The 13238-nt window shown below is 73.9% G+C and carries 9 protein-coding genes, 1 tRNA gene and 1 pseudogene; 4 read left to right on the top strand and 7 right to left on the bottom strand.

The annotated features are described in order from the left end of the window. Nucleotides 1-93: 93 nt before the first annotated feature. Nucleotides 94-1904: pseudogene (locus OZ948_13515) on the top strand (glycoside hydrolase family 15 protein). Nucleotides 1905-1948: 44 nt separating this feature from the next. Here the strand turns inward: OZ948_13515 and OZ948_13510 are convergent. The 4 genes from OZ948_13510 to OZ948_13495 all read right to left on the bottom strand — a co-directional run bounded on the left by OZ948_13510 (nucleotide 1949) and on the right by OZ948_13495 (nucleotide 5229). Next, on the bottom strand, nucleotides 1949-2602 hold the full coding sequence (locus tag OZ948_13510; protein ID MEB2345744.1) for a helix-turn-helix domain containing protein: 654 nt from the start codon (nucleotides 2600-2602) through the stop codon (nucleotides 1949-1951). Nucleotides 2603-2650: 48 nt separating this feature from the next. Then, complete coding sequence (locus OZ948_13505) at nucleotides 2651-3322, bottom strand: glutathione S-transferase family protein (GenBank protein ID MEB2345743.1); 672 nt, start codon at nucleotides 3320-3322, stop codon at nucleotides 2651-2653. Continuing rightward, the gene (locus tag OZ948_13500) at nucleotides 3319-4125 is read right to left on the bottom strand and encodes a hypothetical protein (GenBank protein ID MEB2345742.1); all 807 of its coding nucleotides are present in this window, start codon (nucleotides 4123-4125) and stop codon (nucleotides 3319-3321) included. Before OZ948_13500 ends, OZ948_13505 begins: the two co-directional genes overlap by 4 nt. Before the next feature lie 144 nt (nucleotides 4126-4269). Then, entirely contained in the window at nucleotides 4270-5229 is a 960-nt protein-coding gene (locus OZ948_13495) for an endonuclease/exonuclease/phosphatase family protein (protein ID MEB2345741.1), read from the bottom strand. A 309-nt stretch (nucleotides 5230-5538) separates the two neighbouring features. On the opposite strand from OZ948_13495, the gene OZ948_13490 reads away from it, so the two are divergent. Together OZ948_13490 and OZ948_13485 are read left to right on the top strand one after the other, a co-directional pair. Beyond that, entirely contained in the window at nucleotides 5539-6291 is a 753-nt protein-coding gene (locus OZ948_13490; protein ID MEB2345740.1) for a hypothetical protein, read from the top strand. Between the two features lie 61 nt (nucleotides 6292-6352). Further along, on the top strand, nucleotides 6353-8833 hold the full coding sequence (locus tag OZ948_13485) for a hypothetical protein (GenBank protein MEB2345739.1): 2481 nt from the start codon (nucleotides 6353-6355) through the stop codon (nucleotides 8831-8833). Nucleotides 8834-8884: 51 nt separating this feature from the next. Here OZ948_13485 and OZ948_13480 read toward each other — a convergent pair whose 3' ends face one another. The 3 genes from OZ948_13480 to OZ948_13470 form a co-directional block, all read right to left on the bottom strand. Beyond that, on the bottom strand, nucleotides 8885-11059 hold the full coding sequence (locus tag OZ948_13480; protein ID MEB2345738.1) for a PAS domain S-box protein: 2175 nt from the start codon (nucleotides 11057-11059) through the stop codon (nucleotides 8885-8887). A 102-nt stretch (nucleotides 11060-11161) separates the two neighbouring features. Then, nucleotides 11162-12064 (bottom strand): flap endonuclease, encoded by a 903-nt coding sequence (locus OZ948_13475; protein ID MEB2345737.1) that lies wholly within the window; start codon nucleotides 12062-12064, stop codon nucleotides 11162-11164. Between the two features lie 65 nt (nucleotides 12065-12129). Further along, nucleotides 12130-12206: transfer RNA gene (locus OZ948_13470), tRNA-Arg, on the bottom strand. Nucleotides 12207-12400: 194 nt separating this feature from the next. Between OZ948_13470 and OZ948_13465 the strand changes: the two genes are divergently transcribed. Then, nucleotides 12401-12937, top strand: a complete 537-nt coding sequence (locus OZ948_13465) for a hypothetical protein (GenBank protein MEB2345736.1) — start codon at nucleotides 12401-12403, stop codon at nucleotides 12935-12937. Nucleotides 12938-13238 lie beyond the last annotated feature (301 nt).

Raw genomic sequence — 13238 nt, 5'->3', positions numbered from 1 at the left:
GCGCACCCGGATCGGAGCTCGGGTAGCGGGCGCCCCGCGGCCGAGCGCGTTCCCGGCGCTCCCCGGCCAGCGTCCTGGGGCAGGGTAGGCAGCATGCGGATCGAGGACTACGCGCTCATCGGAGACACCCAGACGGCCGCGCTCGTCGGGCGCAACGGCTCGATCGACTGGCTGTGCCTGCCCCGCTTCGACTCGGGTGCGTGCTTCGCCGCGCTGCTCGGCGATCGCTCGAACGGACGCTGGCAGATCGCGCCGGCGGCGGCCGACGGCCCGGGCCGCGGCGGCCTGCGGGTCGAGCGGCGCTACCGGCCCGGCACGCTCGTCCTCGAGACGACCTTCCACAGCGACGAAGGCAGCGTCCGCCTCACGGACTGCATGCCGGTACGCGGGACGGCTCCCGACCTGGTGCGGGTGGTGGAGGGCGTGCGCGGCGCCGTGCCGATGACGCTGGATCTGGTCGTCCGCTTCGACTACGGGTCGACGGTGCCCTGGGTCCGCCGGCTCGACGGCACGCTCTCGCTCGTCGCCGGTCCGGACGCCCTCGAGCTCGTGAGCGGTGTCCCCGTCCACGGCGACGACCTGTCGACCCGGGCCACCTTCACGGTGCGGCCGGGCGACCGGATCCCCTTCGTCCTCACCTGGCACGCGTCGAACGAGCCGGCGCCCGCACACGCCGATCCCGATCGTGCCGTCGACGACACCGCAGCGTGGTGGGAGCAGTGGTCCGATCGCTGCGTCAGCCACGGGCGCTGGCAGGAGACGGTGCGCGCGTCCCTCGTGACGCTCAAGGCGCTGACCTACGCACCGACGGGCGGCATCGTCGCCGCGGCGACGACCTCGCTCCCCGAGGTGCTCGGGGGGTGCGCAACTGGGACTATCGCTACTGCTGGCTGCGCGACGCGACCTTCACCCTGCAGGCCCTGCTGGCGGCCGGCTACGAGGGCGAGGCGGTGGCCTGGCGCGACTGGCTGCTGCGCGCCGTCGCCGGGGACCCGTCCAAGCTCCAGATCCTGTACGGCGTGGCGGGCGAGCGCCGGCTGCCGGAGCTCGAGCTGCCCTGGCTCGCCGGCTACGAGGGCAGCCGGCCGGTCCGGATCGGGAACGCCGCGTCCACCCAGCGCCAGCTCGACGTCTACGGCGAGGTCATGGACGCCCTCCACCAGGCCCGCTGTGCGGGCATTCCGCCCGAAGCCGAGTCGTGGGAGGTCCAGAGCGTCCTCGTCGAGTGGCTGGAGTCGGGCTGGCGCGAGCCCGACTCCGGGCTCTGGGAGATCCGGGGGACGCCGCGGCACTTCGTCCACTCCAAGGTGATGTGCTGGGTCGCGTTCGACCGCGCCGTCCGCGCCGTCGAGCGCTTCGGGCTCGCGGGGCCGGCCGGGCGCTGGCGCGCGCTCCGCGACGAGATCCACCGCGAGGTGTGCGAGCGCGGCTGGAACGACGCCCGGCGCACCTTCACCCAGTCCTACGGCTCGACCGAGCTCGACGCGAGCCTGCTGATGATCCCGATGGTCGGCTTCCTCGATCCGCGCGACGCACGCGTCCGGGGAACGATCGACGCCGTTCGCCACGAGCTCTCCGTCGACGGCTTCGTCGCGCGCTATCCCACCGAGCACGGGAGGTCGGTCGACGGGCTTCCGGGCCGGGAAGGGGCCTTCCTCCTGTGCACCTTCTGGCTGGCCGATGCCCTCGCCCTGTCGGGCAGGACCGACGAGGCCACGGCCCTGTTCGAGCGGCTCCTCGGGCTCGCCAACGACGTCGGACTGCTGGCCGAGCAGTACGACCCGGTGCAGCGGCGGATGCTCGGCAACTTCCCGCAGGCCTTCTCCCACATCGGGCTCGTCAGCACGGCCTCGAACCTGAGCGAAGCCGTCGGCCCCGCGCGCCACCGCAAGGAGGCGACCTGAGAGCGACGATCCCCCGCCCCGGATCGGGCCGGGGGATCCGCGCGTCAGCCCGGCGCCGGCGCCCGCGCGACGCCCCGGAAGAGCAGCTCGAGCGAGGAGTCGATCGCCGCGGCGCAGCCGTCGGCGGAGAGCAGGCCGTTCGCCCACGAGATGCGCGCGCCGAGCGCGGCGTGGAAGAGCGCGCGCGAGGCGAGCATCACGTCGGCGTCGCGGGCCAGGTCGCCGCGCATGCGGCCCTGGAGCAGGATCTCGGCGAGCAGGCCGATCGTGCGGTCGTGGAGCGCCAGCACGCGACGGGCGACGCGCGCCTCGGGGTGCGTGAGGGCGCGCAGCGCGATCATCGTGAGGTCGGGGTCCTCGGAGAGGAGCTGGTGCTGGTGGGCGAAGAAGCGCTCGAGGCGCTCGCGGGCCGGCCGCGCGCGCTCGTCCTCGGCGCGGAAGCGCCGCCAGGCCTCCTCCTGGCGGACGGCCAGGTCCTCGACCAGCAGCTCCTCCTTCGAGCGGATGTGCCGGTAGAGCGAGCTCGCGCCCATTCCGCAGCGGCCGGCGATCGCGCGCAGCGTGGCGCCGTCGAAGCCGTGCTCGCGGAACAGCTCGCGCGCTGCCGCCAGGATCCGCTCGCGGCTGGCGCGCCCGCGCACCAGCCGGCCGTCATCGGGCCGCAGCGGCGGCCGGGCGACGCGCGCGGGGGACTCCATGGCCCGGCGAGGATGCGCTAGCCCGCGGCCGGGCCGCAAGCGCGGAGCTCAGCGGCCCGTTGCCTCCCGCACCCGCTGGCGCAGCGCCACGAGTGCGGGCCGCGCGCGCAGGAGCCGTGGTCCGCCCGGCACGCTCCCCGCCTCGAGGGTGCCGAGGAAGGCCGTCGCGGTGAGGTCGGCGCGGCTCGGGCGGTCGGCGTGGAAGAAGGGACGCGCGCCGAGGAAGCCCACCAGGTCGTCGAGGCGTCGCTCGAAGCCGGGGTCGAACTCGCCGGCGCGCTCGGGCGGCCCCGTCATCAGCTCGGCGATCCGGCCCAGGACTCCGAGCCGGGCGAGCTCGCTTCCCGAGCCCGCGCCGGGATCCGCCGGCGCCACGTTCGCGCGCAGCCAGCGCACCCAGTAGAAGAAGAAGGTCTCGCCGATCCACGACTCGAGCTGGCGCTGCTGGCGCGCGACCCACGCGTCGCGTGCCACGAGCGGCGGATCCGGGAAGCGCGCGTCGAGCCAGTCGAGGATGCCGCTCGAGTCCGGCACGCGCGTCCCCTCGAAATCCATCAGCGGCAGCATGCCCGTCTCGGGGCTCCAGCGCCGGTAGTCCTCGGGGCTCTGCGGCGCGATCAGCTCGGCGTCTCCGAAGCCCTTGAGGGCGAGGCCCAGGAACACCTTCTCGACGAAGGGCGATCCCGGCGGCCCATAGACGACGATCTTGCGTCCGCTCACATCAGCTTCTCGGGCTGCTCCAGTCCCTCGCGCACCAGGCCGAGGCCGAGTGCCGCGTTGAAGCCGTCCTCGATGCGCTCCTCGTAGGTCCACTTGATCGTGACCCGCCGGCGGCCGTCGGGGCCTGCGGCGATCCGGCCGAGCACGCCGAAGACCGGGCAGTTGCCCCACTCCCAGAGATGGTGGTAGCCGGCGTCGATGCCGATCGAGCCGAGGTTCGCGATGAAGCCGGAGGCGAAGAGCGGGTCGGCGTCGATCATCGCACGCGGCAGGAGCCCGAGGGCGTCGAGACCACGCGCCGCCTGCAGCAGGAGCCGGATCAGCGGCGGCGGCAGGCGCAGGAGCAGGTCCATCTCGCTGTCCGAGCTGGTGCGCGCGCCGCGGCGGCCGGCGCCGAGCTTGTCGAGGATCCCGTCCACCATCTCGAGGAGCCCCGCATCCGTGTCCATGCGGCGCTTCACGGTGAGGATCGGCGCGTCGTCGGTGAAGGCGCGCTTGGCGCTGAAGGTCAGCCAGATGCCGTCGCGCTGGTAGAGCCGCCCACCTGCGACGAAGCGGTTCAGGCGCGGGCGCTCGGCGAAGCAGCGCGCGAGCGCGCGCAGCACGAGATGGAAGTAGGTGACCTGGCGCTCGGGCGGGCGGTCCGCGTTGATCCGCGCGAGGAACGCGAGGCCCGGCTCGGCGTCGACCTCCTGCGCGAAGTAGACCAGCGAGTCGTTGCGCCGCGGCGAGACGAAGGGCATGAAGCGCCGCATCGCCGAGAGGTCGGTGACCAGGGTTCCATCGGGTCGGCGTCCGAACATGGGCGCTGAACGTAGCGTCCGGACGGGGCCTTCACCGGCGCCCGCGAGGCCCCGCGGTGCTGCGCGCGAGCTCTTCGAGCGGGCGCGCGGCGCGGCGGCCGCCCGACCCGCACCGCCCGAGGCGCGATTCCGCCCGCCCGCCCCCTACCAGCGGATCCGGTAGCGCACCTCGTAGCCCCAGTGGTCGGAGAGGGCACCGTCCTCCCCGCCGGCGAAGGGCTCGGTGAAGTTGCGGATCACCTCGATCGGCTCGATGCGCACGGGGCTTCCGGCCGGCTGGTAGTAGAACTGGCGGTCGTTGGCGGTCTTCCAGACGTCCGTCCAGTCGGTCCGGCCGTCGCTGCCGACCACGATCTGGCAGGTGTCGGGTGCGCCGAGGCAGTCGAAGCCAGCATCGGCGAAGGGCATCTCGCGCAGGAACTTGTGGTAGCTCGGATGCTTCGGCTTGAAGTTGAAGTCGCCGGCAAAGACGGCCGGGTGGGTACCGAACGGGATCCGGCGCAGGAACACCGCGAGGTCGTCGATCTGGTTGCGGCGCACCGGCTCGTTGCGGGTATCGGCCTGGAGGTGGGTGGTGAAGACCTGGATCGGCCCCGGCACCCCCGGCAGCTCGAGCTCGACACCGACGACTGCCTTGCGGATCCAGCACTCGGGGAAGGCGCAGTCGTTCAGGGCCCGCTCGTAGTGGGCGACGATCGGGTGGTTGCTGAGCACCTCGAGGCCGCTGTCGTTGGCGAACGGGCCGCCGTCGTCGGGGCCGCGGAGCGCGTAGGGGTAGCCCGCCCGGCGGCGCACCCGCGCCGACTCGCGGACGAAGGCCTCCTGGAGCACGACCACGTCGGGCTCGTCGCCGCGCCGGCGCCTTTCGGCCAGGATCTCGCCGATCCGCGCGAGCCGGTCGAGGTCGGTGATGAGCGGCAGGCCCTTGATGTTGTAGGACAGGACGTCGAGCTCGACGGCGTGGGCCGGCTCGCTGCTCGCCGCTGCGCGGGCGGAAGGAGCCGATCGAACGGTCGGTGCGGGGACGGAGAGCGCGAGCAGCGCGGCCAGCGTGAAGAGGATGCGAGCCGCGGTGCGTCGAGCGAGCAAGTACGCGTGCGTCACGGATCGGCTGTCCTTCGCGCCCCTCCCTCTGGTGGAGTGTCCAGCAGACGCACCTGGTGTCGAGCGTGCGGATGGCGGACTGCAACGCCACACCCGCACGCATCGGCAGGCGGCCGGCAACATCGCTCGTGCGCGATCCCTTCTGGGAAAAACTCTTCACAGCGTCGCAACGCGCTGCTCGGCCGGAGCGCCGGGCAGCGCACGCCGAGCGCCCGCAGACGCTGGATTCGACACCATACTGCGGCACGTGGATTGCACCGGAAGACGGGCAGCTCGGTGGGGAGGAGAGAGGAGAGGAGGTCGCAGGCGATGCCCTTCTCCAGGCGCTCGGTCTCCTTCGACACGGTCCTGCTCGGCGAGATCCTGCTCGGCGCCTTCCTGATCACCGCCGCTCCGCCCGCCCGGGCGGGGGGCGACGACGACGAGGACGACGAGTACCAGGGGCGGATCTCGGCCGGCCAGCTCATGGAAGCGATCGACGATCACGCCCGGTACCGCTCCGAGCTCTTCTTCGGCAACCAGGACGCACCGGACCCCGTCCTGTTCCGCGGCGGCCGCGGCGGCGATCGCTACGGCAACTTCGACGATCCCGAGCGGGCCCGGCGGATGGTGGCCGAGGAGTGGCTCGAGCGGCTCGAGCAGCGCCTCAACCAGAAGAGCAAGGACTGGAACCCCTTCCGCGACGAGGACGACGAGGCGCGCGATCGCGGCGGGGACCGGGATCGGAACCGGAAGCGGGACCAGGAGCGGGACGAGGAGTGGCGCAGCTCCGGTCCGAAGCTCCTGTTCGGCCTCGAGGACCCCACCCCGGACCCGGTCGTGCTCGGCGAGTCCTGGAAGAGCCGCTTCCGGATGAGCCTCGTGCGCGGCCTCGAGTACCGGCAGGAGTGGCCCGCCGGCGGCGGCGATCGGAAGCTCCAGATGCGGGTCTACGGCCCGATCGTGCCCGGCGGCCCCGGCCTCGGCCTGCAGCTCAAGGGCCACCTCCTCGACCACCGCTTCCGGCTGAACGCCTACGGCGCCGAGAAGGAGTTCGGCCTGACGATGGACCTCGAGTTCTAGCCGATCGCTGCGTCTCGCTGCGCGGCGGTCGCGGGCGATCCGGGATAGGCTCGCCCGCGCGGTGAGGAGGCTTCGGATCGCGATCGGGGTCGTGCGGGCTGCCGCGCTGATCGCCGCGGGACTGGCCGGGGCTGCGCGCGCCGACACGGTGGCGCTCTGGCTCTTCGACGAGCAGGAGGGGGTCTACCCCGGCTCCGTCCTGAACGACGCCGGCCCCGACCGGGCCTTCCTGAACCTCGGGCGTGGCGGCCGGCTCGAGGCCGGGCGTTTCGGCCGCGCGCTGCGCCCCGTCGAGCCGGGCCCCTTCGCACCGGCGGCCGCAGCGCTCGATCCGGAGGACGCGGTCGCGATCGGCCTGCGCCCGCCGCCGGCCCGCCCCGGGCGCGGCGTCGAGCCGATGACCTGGGCGAGCGCGACCTTCGCGGCCGCGCTCGTCCACGGCGAGACGCACCTGCGCGGCACGCCGCTCCTCCACCCGACGGCCGGCCGGCTGAACCTCGGGGGCGGCGACTTCACGATCGAGTTCTGGCTGCGCGCGGACCCGACGGCCCAGGGCGAGGGCGTGCTCCTCGAGCTCGGCAGCGGGCCGCACGGCGGAAGCGAGCACGTGACCCGCCTCTCGCTCCACCCGGCCGAGGCGCGCTTCGAGCTGTGGAACGAGCCCTCGGGCGCGCGCCTCTCGCTTCCGACCGATGCCGCGGCGCTCGCCGCCGGCGGCTGGGTGCACCACGCGTTCGTCTACGACGCGGCGCGCGGCGAGCTGCGTCACTACGCCGGCGGGCGCCGGCAGGGCGAGCCCGTGGCGGGCCGGCTCGCACCCCTGCCGCCGGGCGACGAGGACTACCTGAGCGTCGGGCGCGACGGCCGCTGGGAGCGGCCCCTCGCGGGAGCGCTCGACGAGCTGCGCCTCTCGGACGCGCAGGTCTACGCCGGGGACTTCGCCGTACCCGCGAGCTTCGCCCGCCACCCCGGCCCCGCGCCCGCGCTGCCCGAGGGCCCGCCGCTGCTCTTCCCCGACGGCCGCTCGCCGCCCCGCACGATCGAGCTCGGCGGGCGCAAGCACCTCTTCCTCGACGGCGCCCTCCTCGCCCGCAGCGACCACGTCACCTTCACCGCCCACCCGCCCCGGCTCGAGGCCGCGGCCCTCGCGGCCGACCCCGGCTGGAGCACGGTCGTCGACGACGGCGAGGGCGGGATCCGCCTCTACGGCGAGTGCCCGGGCGGAACCTGCGTCTGGCTCTCGCGCGACGGCCTCCGCTTCGAGGCCCCCGACCTCCCCGGCGGGCGCGGCAACCTGGTGGCGGCCGACCCGGCCCGCCGCGCCTCGGTCCTGCTCGATCCGAACGCCGGGCCGGCCGCGCGCTGGAAGCTCCTCGGCGGCTCGGCCGAGCGCGGCCTCTTCCTCTACACGTCGCCCGACGGCCTCGCCTTCGAGCGCAGCGACGCGACCGCCCTGCCCTTCGCCGCCGGCTCCGCCCCGACCCTCTTCTACGACGACCAGCGCCGGCTCTACGTCGCCCACCTGCGCAGCGACTACGGCCGCACCCCCGCCGGCGCGACCTCGCGCTTCGCGGTCCGAGCCGAGACCGGGGACCCGCTGCACGCGTGGCCGTTCGCGCCCGCGAGCGCGGCGCAGCGCGCCGCGGCGGCGCGCCGGATGCGCCTCGCGAGCGAGATCCTCGATCCCTGGTGGCTCGACAACGGGCCGCTCGCACCCGCCGGCCCGAGCCTCGAGCTCCCGATCGCGATGGCGCACGACCGCGAGCTCGACCCCGTCGCCACCGATCTCTACAACCTGCGCGCCCTCAAGTACCCCTGGGCGCCCGACGCCTACCTCGCCTTCCCGCTCTGGTACTTCCACTACGAGCACGACGGCCCGGCAGCGCGCCAGGCGCTGGCGGCGCCCGAGCGGGGGCTCGGCAGCGGGCTCGTCGAGGCCCAGCTCGCCGTGAGCCGCGACGGCCTGCGCTGGACGCGCCACCCGCGCCCGGCCTACGTCCCGGTCGGCGACCACGCGGGCTACCCGATCCGCCGCCCCTACCTGGCCTCCGGCATGGTCCGGCGCGGCGACGAGATCTGGCAGTACTCCTACACGCGCTCGTCGTACCACAGCCCGCACGGAGCGGCGCCGCACCCGCCGGTGCTCCACCGCCTGGTGCAACGCCTCGACGGCTTCGTGTCGGCCGACGCACCCTACGAGCGCGAGGCCCTGCTCGTCACGCACCCGCTGCGCTTTGCCGGAGGGCGGCTCGTGCTCAACGTCGACACCGGCGCCACCGGCTACGCGCAGGTGGGTTTCCTCGACGAGCGCGGGCAGCCGGTGCCGGGCTTCGGCGCCGACGACTGCGTCTACGTGAACGCGAGCTCCGTGGCGCATCCGGTCGAGTGGCTCGGCCATGGCCACGACGTCTCGAGCCTGGCCGGCCGCACCGTCCAGCTCGTGGTGCGCATGCGCGGCGCGGCGCTCTACGCGCTGCAGTTCGTGCCGGCGGTCGAAGGGGAGCAAGCCCCGGAAGGCAACGAGGCCGGCGCCAGCCGATGATCGCCGATCGGGTGCGGCGGAGGTACGCACCCTCGCGTCGCCTCCGAGATCCTAGGCGAAGCGCGCGAGGAGCTTCCGCAGGCGCGCCGGATCGACCGGCTTGGTCAGGTGGTGGTCGAAGCCGGCCGCGAGCGCGCGCCGGCGGTCGTCCTCGAGCCCGAAGCCGGTCAGCGCGACGAGCGGCACCTCGCCGAGCGCCGGTGTCTCCCGCACGCGCCGGGCCACCTCGTAGCCGTCGATCCCGGGCAGGCCGATGTCCACCAGCATCACGTCGGGGGGATCGCCGCGCGCCGCCTCCAGCGCGCTCGGCCCGTCGCGCGCAACGCGCACCTGGTGGCCGAACACCTCGAGCAGCATCATCAGGCCCTCGGCGGCGTCCGCGTTGTCCTCGACGATCAGCACCCGCAGCCCGCCCGGCTGCGGCGCTGCCGGCGATTCCCCTCCGGCGTCCGGCTCCGTGCGGAACGTCCCCCCGACGCAGGGCAGGAAGACGACGAACTCGGCGCCCCGGCCGGGACCCTCGCTGTGCGCCTCGACCCGCCCGCGGTGCAGGGCCACCAGGTCGCGCACCACCGCGAGCCCGATCCCGAGCCCGCCGACCGCGCGCTCCGGCTGCTGCCCTGCCTGCACGAAGAGCTCGAAGATCCGGGGCAGGGCCTCGGGGGCGATTCCGATCCCGTCGTCGCGCACGCGCAGGACGGCGTCGTCGCCGCAGCGCTCGAGGTGGAGCTCGATGTGGCCCCCGGCGTTCGTGTAGCGGGCCGCGTTGTCGAGCAGGTTCCCGACCACCTGCTCGAGGCGCACCGGGTCCCCCTCGCAGAGGAGCGGCTCGGGCGGGACCGACACGGAGAGCCGGTGGCCGCGCGCCTCGAAGAGCGGGTACGCCGTCGCAGCCGCGCGCTCGACCAGCTCGTTCAGCGGGACCCGGTGCCTGCTCAGGCGGATCGCGCCCTGCGTGATCCGCGAGAGATCGAGCAGGTCGTCGACGAGCCGGCCGAGCTGCTCGGCCTGGTGGGTCGCGATCTCGAGCGCGCGCTCGCGCCGGCCGGGATCGAGCCGCGCGGAGTAGACGGCGTTGCGGAGCGCGGCCAGCGGGTTGCGCAGCTCGTGGCTCAGCATCGCCAGGAACTCGTCCTTGGAGCGGCTCGCCGCCTCGGCCTCCGCGCGGGCGCGCTGTGCCACGCCGAGGAGCTGCTCGCGCTGCGCCTCCAGCGCGCGGCGCGCCGTCACGTCGCGCACGATCTTGGCGGCGCCCGTGACGCCGCCGCTCGCGTCCCGGATCGGCGACACCGAGAGCGAGACCTGGATGCGGGTGCCGTCCTTCCGGATCCGCTCGGTCTCGTAGTGGTCGACGCGCTCGCCGCGGCGGATCGCGCCGAGGATCGCGCTCACGTCGTCGGGGCGATCGGCGGGGATGAGCCGGGCGGTGGGCTGGCCGATCATCTCCTCGGCACGGTACCCGAAGATGCGCTCCGCGGCCGAGTTCCAGCTCGTGACGACACCCTCGAGCGTCTTGCCGATGATCGCGTCACCAGAGCCCTCGACGATCGCTGCCAGCCGCGAGCGCGACTCCGCGACCTCGCGGCTGCGCTCGAGCGCGCTCTCGAGCGCCCGGGTCCGCTCCTCGAGCCGGTCGAGCGTGACCGCGCGCCCGGCCGGGCCGAGCGGGACGTCGCCGTCCTCGGCCAGCACGACCTCCGAGTGCGCCGCACAGATGCGTCGCAGCGCTTCCCGGCTCGCGCCGGCAAAGCCCGCGAGCGGATAGGCGCAGAGCCCCGTGCACGGCAGCTCGGCGACGAGGTCGTTCCACAGCGCTTCGAGCTCGGCCGCGGCCTCGGCCCTCGCCTCGGCCCACAGGAGGGCCACCATCTCCCCGAACGCGCGGACCGGGGCGCCCCGCGCCGCCACCTTGCGGAGCGCGCCGCCCACCACTTCGGCGAAGCGCTCCCGATCGGGACGGCCCTCGCGCAGGATCGCGCCGAGCGTCGCGGCGGCGTCGAAGCGCTGGAAACGGCCGCTCGCCTGCGCGGCCGCGACGTCGAGCCCGTTCGCGCTGAGCCGCCGCTCCAGCTCGTCGAGATGCTCCTTCGTCGCGATCGCCAGGAAGGAGTCGCCGGCGCCGAGGCCGCCGCCCGCGAAGCGGGCAAGCGGGCGGAGCAGGGCCTCGTCGTCCTCGTAGAACTGCACCAGGTGCGTCGGGGGGTCTCCGGGGCGTCGGCCCGTCACGCGGCCCTCCCGCGACCCCTTGCAGCAGGGAGCATGCCAGCTCCGCCGCTCGCACGCTGCCGTTCGAACGAGGGCTGCCCGGGCCGCTCGCGAGGCGCGATTCTACAACTTCCCGCTGGCCCTCTGGAATCCACGCCAGCGCTGGACCCGCTCCGGGAACGACGCGAAGCCGATCCGGGCGCAGAGCTCGCGCAGCTCGGGCCGCGCGCCGTGCCACGCGAGGTCCCCGAGCGCTTCGGCGAGCGGGACGTCCTCGCGAAGGGTCGCGAGGCGCTTGTAGAGGAGGGCCTCCTCGCGCCGCTCGGCGAGCGTCGCGGCCAGCCGCGCGGCCCCGCGGACCTCCGGCGTCCAGGCCGATGCCGACGCCGGGATCGCCTCGAGGTGCCCATAGCAGGCCAGCAGCGCGGCGGCCGAGCGCGCGCCGAAGCCCGGCAGGCCCGGGTAGCCGTCGGCCGCGTCGCCCACCAGCGCGAGCCAGTCCGGGATCGAGGCCGGCGACACGCCGAAGCGTTGGAGTACGCCGTCCTCGTCGACCGTGCGCTTCCGGCGGCGGTCGAGGAGCACCACGCGGCGGCCCCGCACGCACTGGGCCAGGTCCTTGTCGGGCGAGGCGATCACGATCTGCCCGGCCTGCGCCGCGAAGCGGGCGGCGCCCGTCGCGAGGGCGTCGTCGGCCTCGAACTCGACCATCGGCCAGACCACCAGCCCGAGCGCGGCCATCGCCTCCTCGGCGAGCGGGAACTGGGCCAGCAGGTCCTCGGGCACCCCCGCCTCGGTCTTGTAGCCGGCGTAGAGATCGTTGCGGAACGAGCGCACGACGTGGTCGGTCGCACACGCGACGTGGGTGGCCCCTTCGTCGCGGAGCAGGGCGAGGAGCGTCGACAGGAGCCCCCGCACGGCCCCGACCTCGCGCCCGTCGGGCGCCTTCGACGAGGGCAGCGCGAACCAGGCCCGGAACAGCTCGTAGGTGGCGTCCACGAGATGGACGCAGGCCGGCGGCGCCAAGGACCCTCCATCCGCGCCGGACACACGAGACGCCGAACGCACGCAACGCCGAACGCACGAAAGGCTGGCGCCCCGGGAGGGACTCGAACCCCCGACCCGCGGATCAGAAATCCGCTTCTCTATCCGGCTGAGCTACCGGGGCAATCCAAGGAATCCGGCTACTTACGCCATCCTGGGCCTCCGTGCGATCCGCTTGAGAGAGGTCCGATGGAGGTGGCTGCTGAAAGCCCAGGAGGGCGCGCGCGGTTCCTACCTTAGACCACGGCCGGCTGGTGCGCGTGGTTACGCGCTGGCGCGTCGCTGCCTGCTACGGTGCCCACCGGGAGGGGATGCGCCATGCCCGCCGTCACGTGCCCGAAGTGCGGCGCCGTCGTGCAGATGGTCCCGACCGGCCGCAGTAGCTTCAAGACGAAGATCGGAACCGACGCCAGCCTGCGGTGCATCGAGATGCGCGACCACATGAAGGTGCACGGCAGCGCCGGGGCCGAGTTCGAGTGCCAAGCTCTGAAGGCCGAGCTGAGTCGCGTGTTCCATGAGTGGACGAAGCGGCTCGGCGCCGTCGCGGCGCTGCTAGGGATCGCCTTGGGCGGCGGAGCGCAGGCCCAGGGGGACAACCCGGTCCTGCGATCGCTCGAGGTATTCTGCATCACGACGGCCGAAGTCGCGCGCCAGGGCGCGTTGCGCGACTACTCGGACTCGCAGATCGAGAACGGCCTCTGTATGACTTCGGCGCTCTTGACCCGCGCGGTCGCCTCGGGCGACTCGCTCACAGAACGAACCTGCACGGAAGCCGCCACCGCAATGATGTGGGAGTTCAAGCAGCGCTTCCCGAGTGGCGATCCGAAGCGAGTGATGGGGCGCTGTACCCCATAGCGTGATCCCGCGGTTGGGGCCGCCGGTCAGTAGAGCTCTTCGGTCTCGGAATTTCGCGCCCACTGCGTTTGCCACCCGGCGGGAAGTTCGTTCGCCTTCACCCCTCGCCGTATCTCGCCGGCCGCTTCGCCCCCGGCCACCCACTCGTCTCGCGCCTTCTTGGACGGGAAGGGGTAAAGGCGTAACCGGCCAGCCTGAGGCGTCCTTGCGCGGGCGAGCGGAAGGCGGCTGGGTCAGGTGCGGTCGAGGAGCGAGCGCAGCGGGGCCTGGGCGAAGTGCTGCTTCCAAAGCCGCGGCGTGA

The sequence above is a fragment of the Deltaproteobacteria bacterium genome, from assembly GCA_035063765.1.
Lineage (GTDB): Bacteria > Myxococcota_A > UBA9160 > UBA9160 > PR03 > CAADGG01.
The sequence above is the reverse complement of the archived record's forward strand: the minus strand, read 5'-3'. Positions and strand labels throughout refer to the sequence as shown.

Bases quoted from the DNA above. Each gene is read 5' to 3' on its own strand.
- OZ948_13490 (MEB2345740.1), top strand. From the start codon at position 5,539: ATGCCCTTCTCCAGGCGCTCGGTCTCCTTCGACACGGTCCTGCTCGGC.
- OZ948_13465 (MEB2345736.1), top strand. From the start codon at position 12,401: ATGCCCGCCGTCACGTGCCCGAAGTGCGGCGCCGTCGTGCAGATGGTC.
- OZ948_13510 (MEB2345744.1), bottom strand. From the start codon at position 2,602: ATGGAGTCCCCCGCGCGCGTCGCCCGGCCGCCGCTGCGGCCCGATGAC.
- OZ948_13500 (MEB2345742.1), bottom strand. From the start codon at position 4,125: ATGTTCGGACGCCGACCCGATGGAACCCTGGTCACCGACCTCTCGGCG.